Raw genomic sequence first — 17,151 nt, 5'->3', positions numbered from 1 at the left:
TCGCTCTTGACGCTCGAAAATCGCACTGGGATAAAGCTGACCGAACTACCCGTTCGTCTTCCTTACCCCTCCGTAACCCCCAATCCCGCCAGCATTTGTGACTGATCAGACGATTACTTCCGTGTCCCGAGAAAGTCGGGTTTTCAAGCCATCTGCCGAGTTCAAGGCCCAAGCAAATCTTGGGAGTGAAGCCGCCTACAAGAGGCTTTACGCCGAGTCTGTCAACTCCCCAGCGCGTTTCTGGGGCCGACAGGCCAAGGACTTCCTGACTTGGCGAAAACCCTTTTCGCAAACTCTCCAATGGAAGACCCCGCACGCCAAATGGTTCACCGGTGGCATGCTCAACGCCGCTGAAAACTGTCTCGACCGTCACCTTGGCACGGCGCGTGAAAATAAAGCGGCGATTATTTTTGAGGGCGAGCCGGGCGACATCCGCACACTCACTTACAAGCAGCTGCATCGCGAAGTCTGTAAGTTCGCCAACGTCCTCGAATCGCTCGGACTACGCAAAGGCGAGCGCGCCGCGATTTACATGCCGATGGTGCCTGAGGCGGCCGTCGCCATGCTCGCCTGTGCGCGGCTCGGCGTCGTGCATACGGTGATTTTTGGCGGCTTCAGCTCCGAAGCGATCAAAGATCGGATCAACGACTGTAATGCGAAGTTGGTCATCACCGCCGATGGCGGATGGCGGCGCGGGAAAATTGTTGAGCTAAAGGAGAGCGTCGACCGTGCGCTCAGCTCGAGCCCGAGCGTCGAGCACGTCGTCGTGCTCAAGCGCACCGGAAACACTGTCGCCATGCAGGAGGGGCGCGACCTGTGGTGGCACGAGTTGATGGCCGCCGCGCCTGCCGTGCACAAAGCTAAGCCGCTTCCGAGTGAGCATCCGCTTTTTATTCTCTATACCAGCGGCTCCACTGGAAAGCCCAAGGGCGTTCTCCATACGACAGCGGGCTACCTGCTCGGAGCGACGATGACGACGCACTACGTCTTCGACGTAAAGGAAACCGACATCTACTGGTGCACTGCCGACATCGGCTGGATCACCGGCCATAGCTACGTCGTCTACGGGCCGCTCTCCGCCGGCGCGACCGTTCTCATGTATGAGGGTGCGCCCAACCAGCCGGCACCCGACCGCTTTTGGGAAATCATCGACCGGCATGGCGTCACGATTTTCTACACAGCGCCGACTGCCATCCGCTCCTTCATGCGCTGGGGCGACGAGTATCTGGCCAAGCACAGCCTCGCCTCGCTGCGGCTTCTCGGCTCCGTTGGCGAGCCTATCAATCCCGAAGCGTGGATGTGGTATCACAAGATGGTTGGCAAAAAACGCTGTCCGATTGTGGACACTTGGTGGCAGACGGAAACCGGCGCGATCATGGTCACTCCGCTCCCCGGCGTCACGCCGACCAAGCCCGGCTCTTGCGCGCGGCCTTTTTTCGGAGTTGTCCCAAAAATCTTGGACGAAAACGGCAAAGAAGTGCGGCGCGGCGAAGGCGGGAAACTTTTCCTCACGCAGCCCTGGCCCTCAATGTTGCGCACGCTTTGGGGCGACGACTCCCGCTTCAAAAAGCAGTATTGGAGCGAAGTCCCCGGACTCTACTTTGCGGGCGACGGCGCGCGTTTTGATAAAGACGGCTACCTCTGGGTCGTGGGCCGCATCGACGACGTGCTCAACGTCTCCGGCCATCGCATTGGCACGGCAGAAGTGGAAAGTGCGCTGGTCTCGCATCCCGCCGTGGCCGAGGCCGCTGCGGTTGGCCGCCCCGACGAGTTGAAGGGCCAAGCCCTCGTTTGCTTCGTGACACTCAAGGGCAACCAAACTGCGAGCGACGAGCTGAAAGATCAGCTCCGCGCTCATGTCGCTAAGGAGATCGGGGCAATCGCTCGACCGGACGCGCTTCGCTTCGCCGCCGCCCTGCCGAAGACCCGCTCGGGCAAAATCATGCGCCGGATTCTTAAGGAAATTGCTGCCGGCGGAGACGTGAAAGGCGACATCACTACGCTCGAAGACTTCAATGTCGTCGCCAGCCTCCAATCCGAAGAGTGAGGCGGCGTGTCGCCGCTGATAGTCACGCTCGTGCGAGCGCGATGAAGCACGCAACAGACTCTCCCCGCTTAGCAGGCGGGGCCGAGTCTTGGAGCAAGCCCGTCCGTGCGTAGGAAAAAAAAGCGCCCCGATGAAAATCGGGGCGTTTCGTTAGGCTGAAATAAAGCGGAAGCCGGATGGCCGTTACTGGATGACCACCAACTCAACACGGCGGTCGCGTGCGGCGGTTTCACGATCTGCATTTCTCACCGCTTCGAGGCTACCTTTAGAAAGCGTCTCTAAGCGGTTCGGGGCGATGCCCAGCGTGCCCAAGTATTGGCGGGCGGCATTTGCGCGGCGGTCGCCCAGTCCGAGGTTGTACTCGGCGGTACCGCGCCAGTCGCAGTGCCCTTCGAGGAGGAGACGGTGGGAGGGATTGTTGCGCAGGTGCTCGGCGGCGGCTTGGAGTTTGGCGCGCTCTTCCGCTTTGATGCTGGACTTGTCAAAGTCGAAGTAGACCGCCTCCAGCACGCCGCGCATTTGGCCGTTTAGGTCAAAGCCCGCGCCACGTCCTTCGAGCCCTGTGCCGGGCGCGAGCAGCGAGAGGTCTATCGGGTCGAGAGAAGAGTCGTAGCCGCTACCCGCACCGCCTCCCAAAACCGTCGCACTCGGATCGGGCCGTTGCGGCTTCTTTAAGCAGCCGCTGGAAAGTGCCGCTGCGCTGAGCAGGACGAGAAAGAGTTTCTTAAAGGCGATGGTATTCATTGAGAGAGAAAAGCGTGCGGTTGGAAAAGCGCACAGAAAAGGGCTGCACAGGTTGGCACGGCAAGCCTCTTTCCCAACTCCGCCTTTAGTTACTTATCTCTCCCGATAGGGAGCTCGCTGGTGTGGTGGGTTGACAGGGATTCGAACCCTGAACCAATTGCTTAAAAGGCAACTGCTCTACCGTTGAGCTATCAACCCAAGAAGCCCTCCGCAGAAGGGGAGTCGCGGACTAGATTTTTGGCCGGAAGCGATGGCAAGCACTTTCTCGGAGCTGCGTAGTTTTTCGCCGTAGGAAGTGCAAAATAGGCTAAGTCGCTGTGCTTCAGTTGACCGCACGCTGTGACTTTGCCTTTATCGCTGTTCTGCACCTCCGAATGAGCCGCCGCCTCTCGACAACTCAGCCCATAACTCAGGGAACCCTAGAAAACTACGTTGGTCAGGGGGGCGTCCAACGTATGTCAGCCAAAGCCCAAGAAGTTGCCCTCGATCGGCTGTTGGTCGATCGCTTTAAAAATGGAGATCAATCGGCCTTCGACGAGATTGTAAGTCGCTACTGGACACGCATCTATGCGATGGTTCACCAGCTCTTGCGCAATACGCAGGATGCGGAGGAGGTCACTCAAGATGCCTTTATTCGTGCGCATCGTGGGCTGCCCCAATTTCGCGGTGAGTCGGCCTTTTCGACTTGGCTCTACCAAATTGCGACAAACGTCGCACGTAACCGTTACTGGTACTGGTGGCGGCGAAAGCGTGATAAAAACCTGTCTTTCGATCATCCGCTGAGCCCCGAAGGCAGCATGACTTTGGCTGATGTGCTTCCTTCCCAAACTGAATCCCCGGACGACATCGCGGTGACCCACGAGTTTGTCGAACGCATTGGCGAAGCGATGGAAAAGCTCGGTAGGAAGCACAGGGAAATACTCGTCCTTAGAAATGTGAAAAACCTCTCTTACGAAGAGATTGCTAGCGTCCTCCAAATCTCGGTGGGCACCGTGAAAAGCCGTATCGCCCGCGCCCGTGAACACCTGCGCTCAAAGCTCGGGGAAGATTTTTCTGTAAAACTGCGTTAACCCCATGATCAGCGACAAAAAGTTTATCGAGCTGCTCAACCTCTACCTCGACCACGAGATCAGTGCCGATGAGGTTCGCGTACTGGAGGCGGAGATTTTGAGCAACCCCGCCCGACATACGCTCTATCGCCAGTACTGTGCGATGCACAAAGGCTGCCTCGAGCTCGCGCGTACCTTCGCGCCACAGTCCGAAATGACCGCCGCGCAGAGCGCTTCGCTTGCACCTAAGGTCGCACGCGATCTCGAAGCTTCGCGCGCCAAGTTTGGCTGGGGCGCGTGGGTGGGTGGGCTGGGACTCGCTGCTGCCTGTGGCGCACTCGTGTTCTTCGTCTTTTCGCACAAGCATAGGAGTGCACCGGCACTCAGCGGCGGCACGGATACTTTTGCGCCTGCCTTACTCGCTGCGCCTCGTGCTGCACCGCTTAACAGCCCGACTCCCTCGCCTGTGACGATTGCCACACCGCTTAGGGCGCATGCCGGAGAAGGCCGCGCGCTTCTTGCCGGTGGAGGCGATAAGGCCAGCCTTGCGGGGCACGCATTTGCCACGGCTGCTGCCCTGTCCGCACCTGCGCCTGCATCTGAACAACTGCAGGCTGCCTACAGTCCGGAATATGAGCCTAGCCACCCCGCTACGCCTTTCCATTTCTCTGCAGTTTATACTGCGGGGCCAACTGCGATGGAGCGCGAGCGCTTGGATTGGGGGCCGCTCATCGACCTTAGGGAAATAATGGAGCAGCAAACTACGCTGCCCTCTTTCCGCGTCCGCCCTTCAGTGACTCCGAGCCCGCGCGTGTATCACCGAAAAGAGCGGCGTTTCGAGGGCGGGCGAGTGGAAATGACCCGCTTCCAGTTTCAACGCTGAGCGGGCGCGCGCACGGGCTGTTATCTCGTGCGAAACTAGCCGCCGCGCCCATGCCCCAACTCACTAGCTCAGGGCTTCTTTGATGAGGGCTTCGGTGGTGGCGGCGGTACCGAGTTTTAGGGCAGCGGTGCGCACAGCTTTGTCTGCATCGGCAGGTTTGTAGCCCAGTGCACCTAGGGCAAGAATCGCATCGTGATGCGAGTTGTGCGCGGGGGCCGCTCCGCCGTCTTCGCCTGCTGCGTCGTCGCCTTTACCCGCGCTGGCCGCCGAGAGCGCGGCGCTGCTGCCTACGCCGACTTTTCCCTTTAGCTCAATGACGAGTCGTTCGGCGGTCTTTTTGCCAATGCCGGGGCACCTGGCGAGTAGGGGCACGTCGGCTGCGTCGATTGCGGCTTGGAGCGCAGGCAGCGAGAGCTTGCTCATGATGGTAAGGGCGACTTTGGGGCCGACGCCTTTAACATGCTCAATCATGAGGCGGAAAAAATCGCGATCTGCCGGACTCGCGAAGCCGTAAAGCGTCTGCGAGTCCTCGCGGTAAATGACGAGTGTGTGGAGTCGGACTTCTGCGCCGACAGCAGGGAGCCTTTCCGCAGTGGTTACGGGGATGTTTACCTCGTAGCCGAGCCCGCCGAGCTCGACTACTGCGCGCAGCGGTGTGGCTGCCGCCAATACGCCTTGAATCGAGGTAATCATCGGCTGGACGAATGGCCGCTCATGGCGGCTGTATTGCCGTTTGGCTCGCTCAGCCCGAGCACGTCTTGCATGTCGTAAACGCCGGGGCGCTTGCCGCGAATCCACTGGGCGGCGCGGAGCGCTCCTCGCGCAAAAATCGCTCGGTCGCTGGCTTTGTGCGTGAGCTCGAGCCGTTCGCCGAGCGCGGCAAAAATCACCGTGTGGTCGCCGACGACATCGCCACCGCGCAGCGCGTGGATGCCGACTTCGGTGCGCGTGCGCTCGCCCGGGATGCCCTCACGCCCGTGCCGCAGTGCCTCGGGGCCGAGCCCGCGCGCCGCGAGAATAATCTCCAGCAAGCGCGCGGCAGTGCCGCTCGGCGCGTCTTTCTTAAAGCGGTGGTGCATCTCCACGACTTCAGCGTCGTAGTCGTCGCTCAGGACAGCGGCGGCGCGCTGGGTGAGCGCGTTGAGGAGGTTGACGCCGACAGAGTAGTTGCCTGCCCATACGCAGGGGACTTTGGCCGCTTCTTTGAGCAGTGAGGCACGCGCATCAATCGAGTGACCAGTCGTTCCGATGATGAGTGCTTTGCCGAAGCGCACCGCGTGGGAAATGACTTCGGCAGTCGTTTCGTGAAAGCTGAAGTCGATGATTGTCTCGCCGCCCGCCTCGATTCCGGCGGCAAGGTCATCCCCAACTTCGAGTGCAGCAGCAACCTGGAAACCGAACTCGGGCGCGAGCTCGGCGATAGTGCGGCCCATCCGTCCGCGTGCGCCAATAAGGGTCGCAGACCCTTTTATTGGGCGAGCCCTCGTTGCGGGTTCGTCGTGTTGCGGATTAGAGGAGGGCATGTCGTCCGTGTAGTGTGTGGTCTGTGGTGTGGTTCCTAGCTCCGCCCGCTTACTTTTCGAGCGCGGCCATCACGCGGAAGAGTGCGTTACGGTTTTCCGCACTCGGCGGGCAAAGCGGCAGTCGCACATCCGGGCGGCTGATGATCCCAGCTTTGTGCAGCGCGAGCTTTATCGGCACCGGGTTCGGCTCGTTAAACAGGGTCTTGAAAATCGGGTAGAGGCGGCGGTGTTCTTTAGCCGCGCCGCGCAAGTCGCCTTTGAGCGCGGTGCTCACGAGCTTGCAGACTTCGCGCACATAGAGGTTCGAGGCGACGCTGATGACGCCCTCCGCGCCCGCCGCGATAAAGGGCAGGGTGAGCGAATCGTCGCCACTGAGCACCGTGATGTCGCTGCCGAGTGCTTGTTTGATTTGGTCAACGCGATCGACCGAGCCGCCCGCTTCCTTGATGTAGCGGACATGCGGATACTTCGCACGCAGCCGCTCGATTACACCGACACCGATCTCGATGCCGCAGCGGCCCGGGATCGAGTAGAGTAAAATAGGCCGGTCTGTCGCTTCGGCAATTGCGCTAAAATGCAGGAAAAGCCCCTCTTGGCTCGGCTTGTTGTAGTAGGGGGCGACGAGCAGCATGCCGTCTACACCCGCCTCGTGTGCGAGTTTTGTGAAGGCGATGGCTTCGCTTGTTGAGTTCGAGCCTGTGCCTGCAACGACGGGTAAACGCCCCCGGGCAAACTCCACCGTCGCCTTGACGACCTGCATGTGCTCCTCGTGCGTGAGCGTGGGCGACTCGCCCGTCGTGCCCACCGCAACCAAGCCGTCGATCCCGCCTTTAATCTGAAACTCGATGAGGGCTTTGAGATCATCGTAGGCGACCTGCTGCTTTTTAAATGGGGTCACGAGCGCAGTCAGTGTGCCGGTGAGGGAGGGAGCGGTTTTCTTAGCCATCGGTAAGCAGCGGTGAAAGTTTAGAGCTTGGTTTTTCGCAAGGCCAGAGATTCGCTGCGCTCCTTTTACTTAATGGCACTGGCACTTTTATTTTCAGGACAAGGCGCGCAAAAAGTCGGCATGGGCCGCAGCCTTTACGAGCAATCAGCGGCGGCCCGCGCCCGCTTTGACGAGGCGGACTCAATCCTCGGCTGGTCATTGACACGCACTTGTTTCGAGGGGCCCGAGGAGGAGCTGACGCAGACAAAAGTCTGCCAACCGGCGCTCTACGTCCACGGGCTCGCCCTCCTCGCTGCACTCGAAGAGCAGGGGAAGCTTTCCGCGACGGCTGCCGGCGCGTCACAGCCCTCGCCTCGCTACGCACTGGGGCTAAGCCTGGGCGAAATCACCGCGTATGCGGCGGCAGGAGTCTTTGATTTTGCAACTGGGCTGCGTCTCGTCGCTGAGCGCGGGCGACTCATGCAACACGCCTGCGAGCAAACGGTAGGAAGCATGGCGGCAATCCTCGGCGAATCGCGCGAAGCCGTCGCGGTGCTTTGCAAGGAGTTCGACATCGAGGCCGCCAACTTTAACGCGCCCGGCCAAATCATCGTTTCGGGCGAGAGGGAAAAGGTCGCTGCTGCCGTCGCCGCCTCCAAGGCAGCAGGGAAAAAAGTCATCCCGCTCAACGTCGCTGGGGCCTACCACAGCCGCCTAATGGAGTCGGCGCGCGCGGCCTTCGCCGACGTATTGCGCGAGGTCGAGTTTTCCCGCCCCGCCTTCACCGTGTTTACCAACACGACGGGCCGCGCGATTTCTGACCCTGAGGAACTGCGCGCGGCACTCGCGGCTCAAGTCGTCTCTTCCGTCCTATGGGAAGACTGCATGCGCAGCGCAGTGGCTGCGGGCGCGAGCGAGTTTTGGGAGCTCGGCCCGGGCGGCGTGCTCGCAGGTCTGGCCCGCCGCACCGAAAAATCCTGGGCCGTGAAAAGCTTTAGCGAGTTCGACGATTTGGCGAAGTAAGCCGCCGATTGTTTGCCCTACGCACTGATCGTTTCAGTCCCGCCGCCGCCGCACATGGAAATCGCCCATACTCGAAATTTTTGTATCATCGCTCACGTCGACCACGGTAAGACGACGCTCTCCGATCGCTTGCTGGAGCACACCAACACCGTCGCCCAGCGCGTGCTCACCGACCAGCACCTCGACTCGATGGACCTAGAGCGTGAACGCGGCATCACGATAAAATCGCATCCGGTCACGATGCTCTACCCGTCGAAAAACGGCACGGTTTATAAGCTCAACCTCATGGACACGCCGGGACACGTAGACTTTTCCTACGAAGTCTCGCGCAGTCTCGCCGCTTGCGAAGGCGCGCTGCTCCTCATCGACGCGGCCCAAGGTGTCGAAGCGCAGACCGTCGCCAATGCGCACCTCGCCTTCGGGCAAAACCTCAAGGTCATCCCCGTCATCAACAAAATCGACCTGCCCGGCGCCAACCTCGACCTTTGCCTCACCCAGCTCGAAGACATCCTCACCATTCCCGCTGAGGAAGCGATTCTCGCCAGCGGTAAAGCAGGCATCGGCATTGAGGAAATCCTAGAGGCCGTCGTCGAGCGCGTGCCGCCTCCACGCTGGAGCGATTACGCGCAAACTCGCGCGCTCGTCTTCGACTCACTCTACGACTCGTATCGCGGCGTCATCGCCTACGTCCGCGTGTTTTCCGGCGAGATAAAGCCCGGCGACTCCATGCTCCTCATGAGCAGCAGCACGAAGTCGGAGGTAAAGGAGCTCGGCATCTTTACGCCGAAAATGGAGAAGGCCGAAAAACTCGCTGCGGGCGACGTCGGCTACCTTGTCTCCAACATCAAGGACACCTCCGAAATCAAAACCGGCGACACCATCACGCTCGCGCAAAAGCCCGCGACCGAAATGCTCCCCGGGTATCAAGAAGTCCGCCCGATGGTCTTTTGCGGACTGTATCCGGTAGAAAGCTCCGACTACGAAAAACTGAAGGCTGCGATGGGCCGACTGCGGCTAAACGACGCCGCCTTTGTCTTCGCCTCCGAAAGCTCGGTCGCCCTCGGCTTTGGCTTCCGCTGCGGCTTCCTCGGCCTCCTGCACATGGAGATCATCCAAGAGCGCATCCGCCGCGAGCACGACGTGGACATCATCTCCACTTACCCGAGCGTCATTTACCACGTCGTCACCGACGACGGCGAACTGCGCGAAGTCGATAATCCCGTTAACCTGCCTGACCCCGCCGCAGTCCGCGAAATTCGCGAGCCCACCATCAAGGCCGCCATCCACATCCCCAACGAATCGATGGGCGACATCTTTGCGCTCATCATGGAAAAGCGCGGCAGTATCGACCATACCGATACGCTCGACGCCTCGCGCGTCATGCTTACCTGCACGCTCCCGCTAAACGAAATCCTCGTCGATTTTAACGACCGCCTAAAAAGCATCACGCGCGGTTACGGCTCGATGGACTACGAACTCGGAGAGTACCGCAGCGCCGATCTCGTAAAAATGGAGATCCTCATCAACGCCGAACCCGTCGATGCCTTCGCCTCCATCGTCCACCGCGAAAAAGCCGAAGGCAAAGGCCGTGAACTGTGCGGACGCCTCGCCGAAATCATCCCGCCGCAGATGTTCAAGGTCGCCATCCAGGCGGCAATCGGCGGCAAAATCATCGCCCGCGACAATGTTAAGGAAATGCGTAAGGACGTGACTGCCAAGTGCTACGGCGGCGACATCTCGCGAAAGCGCAAACTCCTCGATAAGCAAAAGGAGGGTAAGAAAAAGATGAAGCAGTTTGGCCGCGTCTCCATCCCCTCCGATGCCTTCATCAAAGTGCTAAAGACCAACTGAGCTTTCCGCACTCGCCACTCTGCCGTTCTTTTCCCCACACCTACGCCGCCACATGTTTAGCCTCTTCGCCTCCCAAAAACAAAAGATGCGCCGCAGTGCCAAACAATGGTTGGAGCTCGCCACAAAAGTTTACCACTACCGGCGCGACAGGTTGAGCGCGGACGAACTTCGCAGCCTCCAAACGCACAGTGCCGCACTGCGCCAACTCCTGCGCGAACGCGGCGAGCCCATGAAGCTCAAACTCGCGATTGACGCCCTCGAATCCGTCCTGCGCCAAGTCAGCGGCACGCACTACCCGAAAACCTCGCTCGTCGAAAACGTCGAATTCTTCCTCGTAGCGGCAATCGTGATACTCGGCTTCCGCGCCTTCTTTATTCAGCCCTTCAAAATCCCTACCAACTCCATGTGGCCGAGTTACTACGGGATGACCATCGACAACTTCGAGACCGCCGAAGACGCGCCCAGCGGGGCAGGGCGGCTCTGGCGCCTACTCAGCCTCGGCGCACAGCGTCGCGAAATCGTCGCCCCGCGAAGCGGTGAGCTCAGTGCTGACTTCTTCGTGAGCGCGGGGGGGAACGACCTCGAACTCGCCTACACCTTTAAGCAAGGCCGCTCTTGGTTTGTCCTGCCGACCACCGTGCGCGAATACACCTTTTACGTGGATGGTGTGCCCGTGCGCATCCAAGTACCGCAGGATCTCCAAGGCGTAGACAAAGCCATGCGCGACACGCTTTTTGGCGGGGATAGCGGCTTTGCCGAACACCTCCGCGCACTCCAACGCGATCGTACGAAAATCGAACGTCACTTTCTGGAAGTTTACCCCGGCGTCAGCCGTGCAGCGGAAGTCCTACGCGTGCCGCTCGGGCGCAACCTCGCCAAAGGCCAAGCTGTGCTCAGCTTCGACATCCTCACCGGCGACCAACTCCTCGTTGATCGGATGAGCTACCACTTCGTCCGCCCGCAAGTCGGCCAAGGCTTCGTCTTTCGCACGGGCAAAATCGACAGTCCGCTGATGAAAGACCGCAACGGCCAGCAAATCGCCCAATACTACATCAAGCGGCTTACTGGGCTTCCGGGCGACACACTCGAAATCAAAGACTACACACTCTACCGCAACGGTGCGCCCATTACTGGCTCGGTGTCCTTTGATAAAAACGCAAAACGCGAAGGCGACTACGTCGGCTACCGCAACCTCCAAGCCCTCTCGCTCGGCAAAACGATGACCGTACCGAAAGACGCCTACATGGCTTTAGGCGACAACTCTGCGAACAGCCAAGACAGCCGCTATTGGGGTTACGTCCCTGCCACCGAAGTCGTCGGCCGCCCGATCCTCATCTACTACCCCTTTACCCACCGCACCGGAATTGCCCGCTAGCTTCGCTTCGATCTCGAAGTTTTTATAAAAAAAGCCACCCGAGTGAATGGGCGGCTTTTGTATTTTGGAAACCGGGAGAGGCACCGTAGGCGAATACGGCTCGCCAAAAATGCAAGGGGCTGTGCCCTTGGTGGACCCTAGCGGGTTCGAACCGCTGACCTCCTCAATGCCATTGAGGCGCTCTTCCAACTGAGCTAAGAGCCCGTTCCCAGTTCCGCCGAAGCGGAAAGCGGCGAAAATCAAGGATGTGCGCCGGATTGCAAGCGATTTATTACACTATCGTGCGCATCAAAGCGGGGCCGCCGCTGGTTTACGCAGACGCTTCGCCCAAGACGTTTTTCGCATACCATTTCCACGCGGTTTCCACGATGGGCTCGATGCTCGTAAATTTGGGCGTCCAGCCGAGTTCGGTTTTCGCCTTGCTGGAGTCGGCGTAGAGGGCCGGTGGGTCACCTGCACGGCGCGGCGCAAAAGTGTGTGGGACGGGACGGCCCGAGATTTTTTCAATGGCGCGGATGACCTCGATCACCGAGCTGGGGGTGCCGGTGCCGAGGTTGTAAAAGAGCGCGGTGCCGGGCTCGGTGAGTTTAGGGAAGACGGCGATGTGCGCGCGGCTTAGGTCGTCGACGTGCACGTAGTCGCGTAGGCAGGTGCCGTCGGGCGTGTCGTAGTCGTCGCCGAATACTTGTAGGGCGGGGCGGCGACCGCTCGCCGCGTCGAAGGCGAGCGGGATGAGGTGCGTCTCGGGGTCGTGTTTTTCGCCAATCGAGCCGTCTTCGGCGGCTCCGGCTGCGTTGAAGTAGCGGAAGGAGGCGAAGCTCAGGCCGTGTGCGTGTGCGAGGGCTTTGAGCGCGTTTTCGATGTCGAGTTTGGTTTGGCCGTAGGGGTTGATGGGCGACTGCGGCGTAGCCTCAGTAATCGGCATTTTCTCGGGGATGCCGTAGGTGGCGCAGGTCGAGGAGAAGACAAATTTCTTAACGCCCGCATTGAGCATCGCGCGCAATAAGTGGAGCGTCGCGACAACGTTATTAAAATAGTATTTAAGCGGGTCGGTGACGCTTTCGCCGACGTAGGCAAAGGCGGCAAAGTGCATGACGAGCTCGATTTGCTCGTCGTGCAGGATGCGAGTGACGGTGGCCTCGTCGCCAAGGTCGGCGTTGTAAAAGGGCAAGTCCGGGGCGACATCCTCACGGTGTCCGTAGACGAGGTTGTCGAGCACTACGGGCGAGTGTCCCGCAGCCACTAGTTGGCGAACGCAATGACTGCCGATGTAACCGGCACCTCCTATGACGAGAACTTTCACTGCGAAGCCTTGTATTGTGAGATTGGGCCGATTGGCTAGCACGATTCCCCCCTTCTTTTTGAGCCCACATGAAGCACACTCGCATCGTCATCACTGGCCTCGGCCTTACCGCTCCCAATGGCAATTCGCTTGCCGAGTTTCGCGCAAATTTGCTCGCGGGCGTGGCGGGGATTGAGCGGATGGATATCCGCTACGTGGGTGAGCAGCTCGCGGGCGTGTGCCACTACGATCCGCTCAAATACCAGCGAAAGAAGGAGCTGCGCGTCGGCACCCGCGCGGGCTCGATCGCGATTTACTGTGCGCAAGAGGCAGTGGTCGACAGCGGCGTGGACTTTGCAGCAGCGGACAAAGATCGTGTGGGCATCTACATCGGCTGCACGGAGCACGGAAACGTCGAGACGGAGAACGAGATTTACGCTATCTCGAAGTTTAACTACGACACGAAGTATTGGTCGCACTACCACAACCCGCGCACCGTCGCCAATAATCCGGCGGGGGAGGCATCGCTCAACCTCGGCGTGACCGGCCCGGCCTACACGATCGGGGCGGCCTGCGCGGCGGGAAACCTCGGGCTAATCCACGCCGCGCAAATGCTGCGGCTCGGCGAGGTCGATTTCGCGATTTGCGGCGGCGTCAGCGAGAGCATTCACACCTTTGGGATTTTTGCCGGCTTCAAGAGCCAGAACGCGCTCGCGAGCCATGCCGATCCGCACAAGGCGAGCCGCCCTTTTGATAGCGCGCGTAATGGCATTGTCGTCTCGGAGGGGGGCGCACTCTTTACGCTCGAACGGCTCGAAGACGCGCAGGCACGCGGCGCAAAAATCTACGGCGAAATCGCGGGCTACCACGTTAACAGCGACGCCAGCGATTACGTGTTGCCCAACCCCACTCGCCAAGCCCAGTGCGTGCGCAAGGCGATCGCTCACGCTGCGCTCACTCCCGCCGATATCCATATTGTCAATACACACGCGACCTCGACCCCGCTCGGCGACATCCAAGAGTGCGAGGCCCTGCGCACTGTCTTTGGCGAAGGCTGCCCGGACACTTATTTTAACAACACGAAGAGCTACATCGGCCACTGCATGGGCGCGGCAGGTGCGCTGGAGCTCGCCGGAAACCTGCCTGCCTTTGACGACCGGATCGTCCATCCGACGATTAACGTCGACGCGCTCGACCCCGCCTGTGCGCTCCCCAACCTCGTCCTCAACTCGCCGCGCCAAGTCGTGCGCGTGGACACGATTTTGAACAATTCCTTCGGCATGCTCGGGATAAATTCCGCGTTGATTGTGAAACGCTTCACCGCTTGAGTCCGCGCCCCTTTTACACGAAGCCCTCCGCTCCTTTAACCGATATGACAAAAGACGAATGCAAACAGGTGGTCATCGAAATCATCGCCGATATCGCGCCCGATGAAGACCTGAGCAACCTCAAGCCCGACCTGCGCCTGCGCGACCAGCTCGAACTCGATTCGATGGACTTTTTGGACATCGTCATGGAGCTGCGCAAACGCCACGGCATCGAAGTGCCCGAGGCCGACTATCCCGAGCTCGCCAGTCTCGATAGCTGCGCCGAATACCTAACGCCCAAGTTTGCTGCGCTCGGAAAATAGGTGCCGGAAGCGCCGCGCAACCTCCGCCCTCCTCCAGTTTCTCCCCCCTTGCTGGCCCGGCCTAAGATTTGGTCGGGCCTTTTTGCTGGCGAGCGGGAGAGGCTGCGTCGGAATAGATGCATGCCTGATAGCACCTCACTGCAACAGCCCGAGCACTACGACGTAGCAATCATCGGGGCGGGAATGTCTGGGCTCGCAGCCGGAATCCGGCTCGCGCACTTCGGCAAGCGCGTCTGTATCTTCGAGCGGCACAACGCGATCGGTGGGCTCAACAGCTTTTACGCGATTGGCGGGCGCAAATACGATGTGGGCCTGCACGCGGTGACCAACTACGTGCGCCCGGGAGTCAAAGGCACGCCGCTCACCAAACTGCTCCGCCAACTGCGTATTGACCGCGACGAATTTGCACTCTGCGAGCAGCGACAAAGCCGAGTAAGCTTTGGCCCTCGCGGCGAGTGTACGCTGCAGTTTAACAACGATTTTGCGCTCCTAGAGAGCGAGGTTGCGAAAACCTTTCCTGCGCAAATCGACGGCTTCCGCGCGCTTGTTGAGACGATCCGCAGCTATGACGATGTCTCACTAGACGCAGCCTCTGTCTCGGCTCGCGCCATCGTGCGCCGCCATATCAGCGACCCGCTGCTCGAAGACATGCTCTTTTGCCCCGTCATGTACTATGGCAGTGCGAGCGCGGGAGACATGGATTTCGGCCAGTTCGTCATCATGTTCAAAGCGCTCTTTTTTGAAGGCTTTGCGCGGCCACTCGATGGCGTCCGTGTGATTTTGCGCGTGCTTTTAGGGAAATACCGCGACGCAGGCGGCATCCGCCGAATGAAGTGCGGCGTACAAAAAATCATCGCCCGCGGGGGGCGTGTCGCCGCGCTCGTGCTCGACTCGGGGGAAGAAGTGCTCGCCACGCATGTGCTTAGCTCGGCAGGTGCACCGGAAACTTTCTCCATGATCCGAGAGGGGGAAATTTCTGAAGCTGGAAGCGCAGTCACACCCGGCGCAGTCGTGCCTAATGAAAGCGTAGGCGGCTCCGGCGCGGCAGCGCCTAATGGAAAGGCAGCGCGCCCTCATTCGTTTGTGGAAACGATTAGCGTGCTACGCGAACAACCCGCCGAGCTGGGTTGGGGGGAAGACACGATTGTGTTTTTCAATGAGTCCGAAAAATTCGCTTACGGCTGCCCCGAGTCCCAAGTCGATGTGCGAAGCGGCGTTATCTGCTTGCCCAACAACTTTGCCTATCCCGAAGGCCAGCAACTCTCCGAAGGACTCGTTCGCTTCACCTGTCTCGCCAATCCGCAAAAATGGTTTGGGCTGCCCGAAGAGCGTTATCGTGCGGACAAGGCACAGTGGTTCGCCGAAATCGAAAAAAGTGCCCGCCGCTTTTTGCCGCCGCTTGCTAAAACGCCTGAGGTTTTGGCGACCGATATGTTTACACCGCGCACGATTCACAAATACACCGGCCATGTAAACGGAGCGATTTACGGCTCGCCCGAAAAAATCCGCAGTGGGCGCACCCATTTGGGAAACCTATATCTGTGCGGCACCGACCAAGGTTTTTTAGGGATTATCGGCGCAATGCTCAGCGGCATCTCAATGGCCAACTATCATATTTTAGCGAAGGAGTAAGTTACAGGCAGCTGCGCCCCAAGGATGCAGACCATGAGTTAAGGCGCGTAAGCCCCTGCATCGGTTTGGGCTGAAGATTACCGCTTGAGCGTCCTAAGCTGCCCTTACGCAAAATCTCCTAAGTGCACGCGGCGCGAGCTTGCCAGTGGGCGAGGGCGTGCGTTTTCTCCGCGCCTTTTACGCGCATGGCTTACGACTGGTTAAAAGGAGTGGACGATGAGTATGACGTCATCGTCATCGGCAGCGGGCTCGGTGGGCTCACTGCCGCAAACACGCTTGCGAAGGCGGGGCACCGCGTGCTCGTCCTTGAGCACCATTACCAGTTCGGCGGGCTGGCCACGTGGTTCACGCGGCGCGGCGGCCACATTTTTGATATTTCACTGCACGGCTTCCCCTCGGGGATGAAGAAAAGCTGCCGCAAATACTGGACGCAGGAAATCGCCGACTCGATTCACCAGTTAAGGGACATCCGTTTCATCAACCCGCAGATGGATGTGCGCACGACTTTTACGCGCGAGGACTATACGCGCGCCCTCGTCGATCAGTTCGGCGTGCCGTGCGAGCAGGTCGAGGCGTTCTACGACCATCTGCGCCAAATGAATTATTACGACAATAACCCCGAGACGACGGGCGAGTTGTTCGAGCGATTTTTCCCGGGCCGCGCCGATGTGCACCGGCTCCTCATGGAGCCAATCGCCTATGCCAACGGCTCCACAACCGAAGACCCCGCGATTACCTACGGCATCGTGTTTTCCAACTTCATGGGCGCGGGCGTCTACACCTTCCAAGGCGGCTCTGACACGCTGATTAAAAAGATGGTCGAGGAGCTAAAGCGAAACGGCGTGGAGTGCCGCAAGCGCGTGCGCGTCAAAAAAATCGTCGTCGAGGAGCAGCGCGACGAGGCCACCGGAAAGGTGATTCGCCGTGCGGTCGGCGTTGTCGCTGGGCACCACGACCGCGTCATCCGCGCCAAGGCGATCCTCTCCAACGCCAACATCAAAAACACGATTTTCCGTTTGGCCGGAGAGGAAAATTTCGCGCCCGATTATGCAGCGGCTGCCGAGGCCGTGCGGCTCAACACAAGCAGTTGCCAAGTCTACTTTGGCATCCGTGCGGGAGAGTCGATTCCGCACATCGGTGACCTCGTTTTCACCTCCGATGCGCCGCGCTACAGCAGTGCCGAGCTC

15 protein-coding genes and 2 tRNA genes are annotated in these 17,151 nt (G+C 59.8%); 10 read left to right on the top strand and 7 right to left on the bottom strand.

Annotated elements, in window-relative coordinates; translation table 11 throughout:
- Window positions 1-97: 97 nt before the first annotated feature.
- Window positions 98-2,047: an acetate--CoA ligase gene (gene acs, locus AXK12_RS03515; RefSeq protein WP_068711508.1), complete on the top strand. Its 1,950-nt coding sequence runs from the start codon at window positions 98-100 to the stop codon at window positions 2,045-2,047.
- A gap of 183 nt (window positions 2,048-2,230) precedes the next feature.
- Here the strand turns inward: acs and AXK12_RS03510 are convergent, their stop codons facing one another.
- A complete protein-coding gene (locus AXK12_RS03510) occupies window positions 2,231-2,791 on the bottom strand; it encodes an OmpA family protein (RefSeq protein ID WP_068711506.1) in 561 nt (186 codons plus the stop codon).
- Window positions 2,792-2,914: 123 nt separating this feature from the next.
- Window positions 2,915-2,989 (bottom strand) — tRNA-Lys (locus AXK12_RS03505).
- 257 nt (window positions 2,990-3,246) lie between these two features.
- On the opposite strand from AXK12_RS03505, the gene AXK12_RS03500 reads away from it, so the two are divergent.
- Both AXK12_RS03500 and AXK12_RS03495 read left to right on the top strand, forming a co-directional pair.
- Window positions 3,247-3,861, top strand: a complete 615-nt coding sequence (locus tag AXK12_RS03500) for an RNA polymerase sigma factor (protein WP_068711504.1) — start codon at window positions 3,247-3,249, stop codon at window positions 3,859-3,861.
- Between the two features lie 4 nt (window positions 3,862-3,865).
- Window positions 3,866-4,723 (top strand): anti-sigma factor, encoded by an 858-nt coding sequence (locus tag AXK12_RS03495; protein ID WP_068711502.1) that lies wholly within the window; start codon window positions 3,866-3,868, stop codon window positions 4,721-4,723.
- Window positions 4,724-4,786: 63 nt separating this feature from the next.
- Here AXK12_RS03495 and ruvA read toward each other — a convergent pair whose 3' ends face one another.
- From ruvA to dapA, 3 genes are read right to left on the bottom strand one after another with little or no spacing between them, the layout of a single operon-like run.
- Window positions 4,787-5,416, bottom strand: a complete 630-nt coding sequence (ruvA, locus tag AXK12_RS03490; RefSeq protein ID WP_068711500.1) for a Holliday junction branch migration protein RuvA — start codon at window positions 5,414-5,416, stop codon at window positions 4,787-4,789.
- Window positions 5,413-6,246: a 4-hydroxy-tetrahydrodipicolinate reductase gene (gene dapB / locus AXK12_RS03485; protein WP_082782621.1), complete on the bottom strand. Its 834-nt coding sequence runs from the start codon at window positions 6,244-6,246 to the stop codon at window positions 5,413-5,415. Before dapB ends, ruvA begins: the two co-directional genes overlap by 4 nt.
- Window positions 6,247-6,295: 49 nt before the next feature.
- On the bottom strand, window positions 6,296-7,192 hold the full coding sequence (dapA, locus tag AXK12_RS03480) for a 4-hydroxy-tetrahydrodipicolinate synthase (protein ID WP_068711496.1): 897 nt from the start codon (window positions 7,190-7,192) through the stop codon (window positions 6,296-6,298).
- Window positions 7,193-7,264: 72 nt separating this feature from the next.
- Between dapA and fabD the strand changes: the two genes are divergently transcribed.
- The 3 genes from fabD to lepB are packed head-to-tail and all read left to right on the top strand — an operon-like array spanning window position 7,265 to window position 11,420.
- Window positions 7,265-8,194 (top strand): ACP S-malonyltransferase, encoded by a 930-nt coding sequence (gene fabD, locus AXK12_RS03475; protein WP_068711494.1) that lies wholly within the window; start codon window positions 7,265-7,267, stop codon window positions 8,192-8,194.
- A gap of 54 nt (window positions 8,195-8,248) precedes the next feature.
- Window positions 8,249-10,045 (top strand): translation elongation factor 4, encoded by a 1,797-nt coding sequence (gene lepA, locus AXK12_RS03470; protein ID WP_068711492.1) that lies wholly within the window; start codon window positions 8,249-8,251, stop codon window positions 10,043-10,045.
- Window positions 10,046-10,097: 52 nt separating this feature from the next.
- Window positions 10,098-11,420, top strand: a complete 1,323-nt coding sequence (gene lepB, locus AXK12_RS03465) for a signal peptidase I (protein WP_068711490.1) — start codon at window positions 10,098-10,100, stop codon at window positions 11,418-11,420.
- A 128-nt stretch (window positions 11,421-11,548) separates the two neighbouring features.
- On the opposite strand, the gene AXK12_RS03460 is transcribed toward lepB, so the two are convergent.
- Together AXK12_RS03460 and galE are read right to left on the bottom strand one after the other, a co-directional pair.
- A tRNA-Ala gene (locus tag AXK12_RS03460) sits at window positions 11,549-11,624 on the bottom strand.
- A 106-nt stretch (window positions 11,625-11,730) separates the two neighbouring features.
- Window positions 11,731-12,723, bottom strand: coding sequence for a UDP-glucose 4-epimerase GalE (gene galE, locus AXK12_RS03455; protein WP_068711488.1), 993 nt, complete (start codon window positions 12,721-12,723; stop codon window positions 11,731-11,733).
- A 68-nt stretch (window positions 12,724-12,791) separates the two neighbouring features.
- On the opposite strand from galE, the gene AXK12_RS03450 reads away from it, so the two are divergent.
- The 4 genes from AXK12_RS03450 to AXK12_RS03435 all read left to right on the top strand — a co-directional run.
- On the top strand, window positions 12,792-14,030 hold the full coding sequence (locus AXK12_RS03450; RefSeq protein ID WP_068711486.1) for a beta-ketoacyl-[acyl-carrier-protein] synthase family protein: 1,239 nt from the start codon (window positions 12,792-12,794) through the stop codon (window positions 14,028-14,030).
- A 44-nt stretch (window positions 14,031-14,074) separates the two neighbouring features.
- Window positions 14,075-14,332: an acyl carrier protein gene (locus AXK12_RS03445; protein WP_068711484.1), complete on the top strand. Its 258-nt coding sequence runs from the start codon at window positions 14,075-14,077 to the stop codon at window positions 14,330-14,332.
- 120 nt (window positions 14,333-14,452) lie between these two features.
- Window positions 14,453-15,964 (top strand): phytoene desaturase family protein, encoded by a 1,512-nt coding sequence (locus tag AXK12_RS03440; protein WP_068711482.1) that lies wholly within the window; start codon window positions 14,453-14,455, stop codon window positions 15,962-15,964.
- A 185-nt stretch (window positions 15,965-16,149) separates the two neighbouring features.
- Window positions 16,150-17,151, top strand: a 1,002-nt coding sequence (locus tag AXK12_RS03435) for a phytoene desaturase family protein (RefSeq protein ID WP_068711480.1), incomplete at its 3' end; no start/stop codon positions are given.

The organism is Cephaloticoccus capnophilus (assembly GCF_001580045.1).
GTDB classification, from domain to species: Bacteria; Verrucomicrobiota; Verrucomicrobiia; order Opitutales; family Opitutaceae; genus Cephaloticoccus; species Cephaloticoccus capnophilus.
Note: the sequence above shows the minus strand (reverse complement) of the source record. Positions and strands in the feature narration are given on the sequence as shown.

What these genes read in the sequence shown, in the direction of transcription:
- AXK12_RS03510 (WP_068711506.1), bottom strand. Translation starts at nt 2,791, where the DNA reads ATGAATACCATCGCCTTTAAGAAACTCTTTCTCGTCCTGCTCAGCGCA.
- AXK12_RS03500 (WP_068711504.1), top strand. Translation starts at nt 3,247, where the DNA reads ATGTCAGCCAAAGCCCAAGAAGTTGCCCTCGATCGGCTGTTGGTCGAT.
- AXK12_RS03495 (WP_068711502.1), top strand. Translation starts at nt 3,866, where the DNA reads ATGATCAGCGACAAAAAGTTTATCGAGCTGCTCAACCTCTACCTCGAC.
- ruvA (WP_068711500.1), bottom strand. Translation starts at nt 5,416, where the DNA reads ATGATTACCTCGATTCAAGGCGTATTGGCGGCAGCCACACCGCTGCGC.
- dapB (WP_082782621.1), bottom strand. Translation starts at nt 6,246, where the DNA reads ATGCCCTCCTCTAATCCGCAACACGACGAACCCGCAACGAGGGCTCGC.
- dapA (WP_068711496.1), bottom strand. Translation starts at nt 7,192, where the DNA reads ATGGCTAAGAAAACCGCTCCCTCCCTCACCGGCACACTGACTGCGCTC.
- fabD (WP_068711494.1), top strand. Translation starts at nt 7,265, where the DNA reads ATGGCACTGGCACTTTTATTTTCAGGACAAGGCGCGCAAAAAGTCGGC.
- lepA (WP_068711492.1), top strand. Translation starts at nt 8,249, where the DNA reads ATGGAAATCGCCCATACTCGAAATTTTTGTATCATCGCTCACGTCGAC.
- lepB (WP_068711490.1), top strand. Translation starts at nt 10,098, where the DNA reads ATGTTTAGCCTCTTCGCCTCCCAAAAACAAAAGATGCGCCGCAGTGCC.
- AXK12_RS03450 (WP_068711486.1), top strand. Translation starts at nt 12,792, where the DNA reads ATGAAGCACACTCGCATCGTCATCACTGGCCTCGGCCTTACCGCTCCC.
- AXK12_RS03445 (WP_068711484.1), top strand. Translation starts at nt 14,075, where the DNA reads ATGACAAAAGACGAATGCAAACAGGTGGTCATCGAAATCATCGCCGAT.
- AXK12_RS03440 (WP_068711482.1), top strand. Translation starts at nt 14,453, where the DNA reads ATGCCTGATAGCACCTCACTGCAACAGCCCGAGCACTACGACGTAGCA.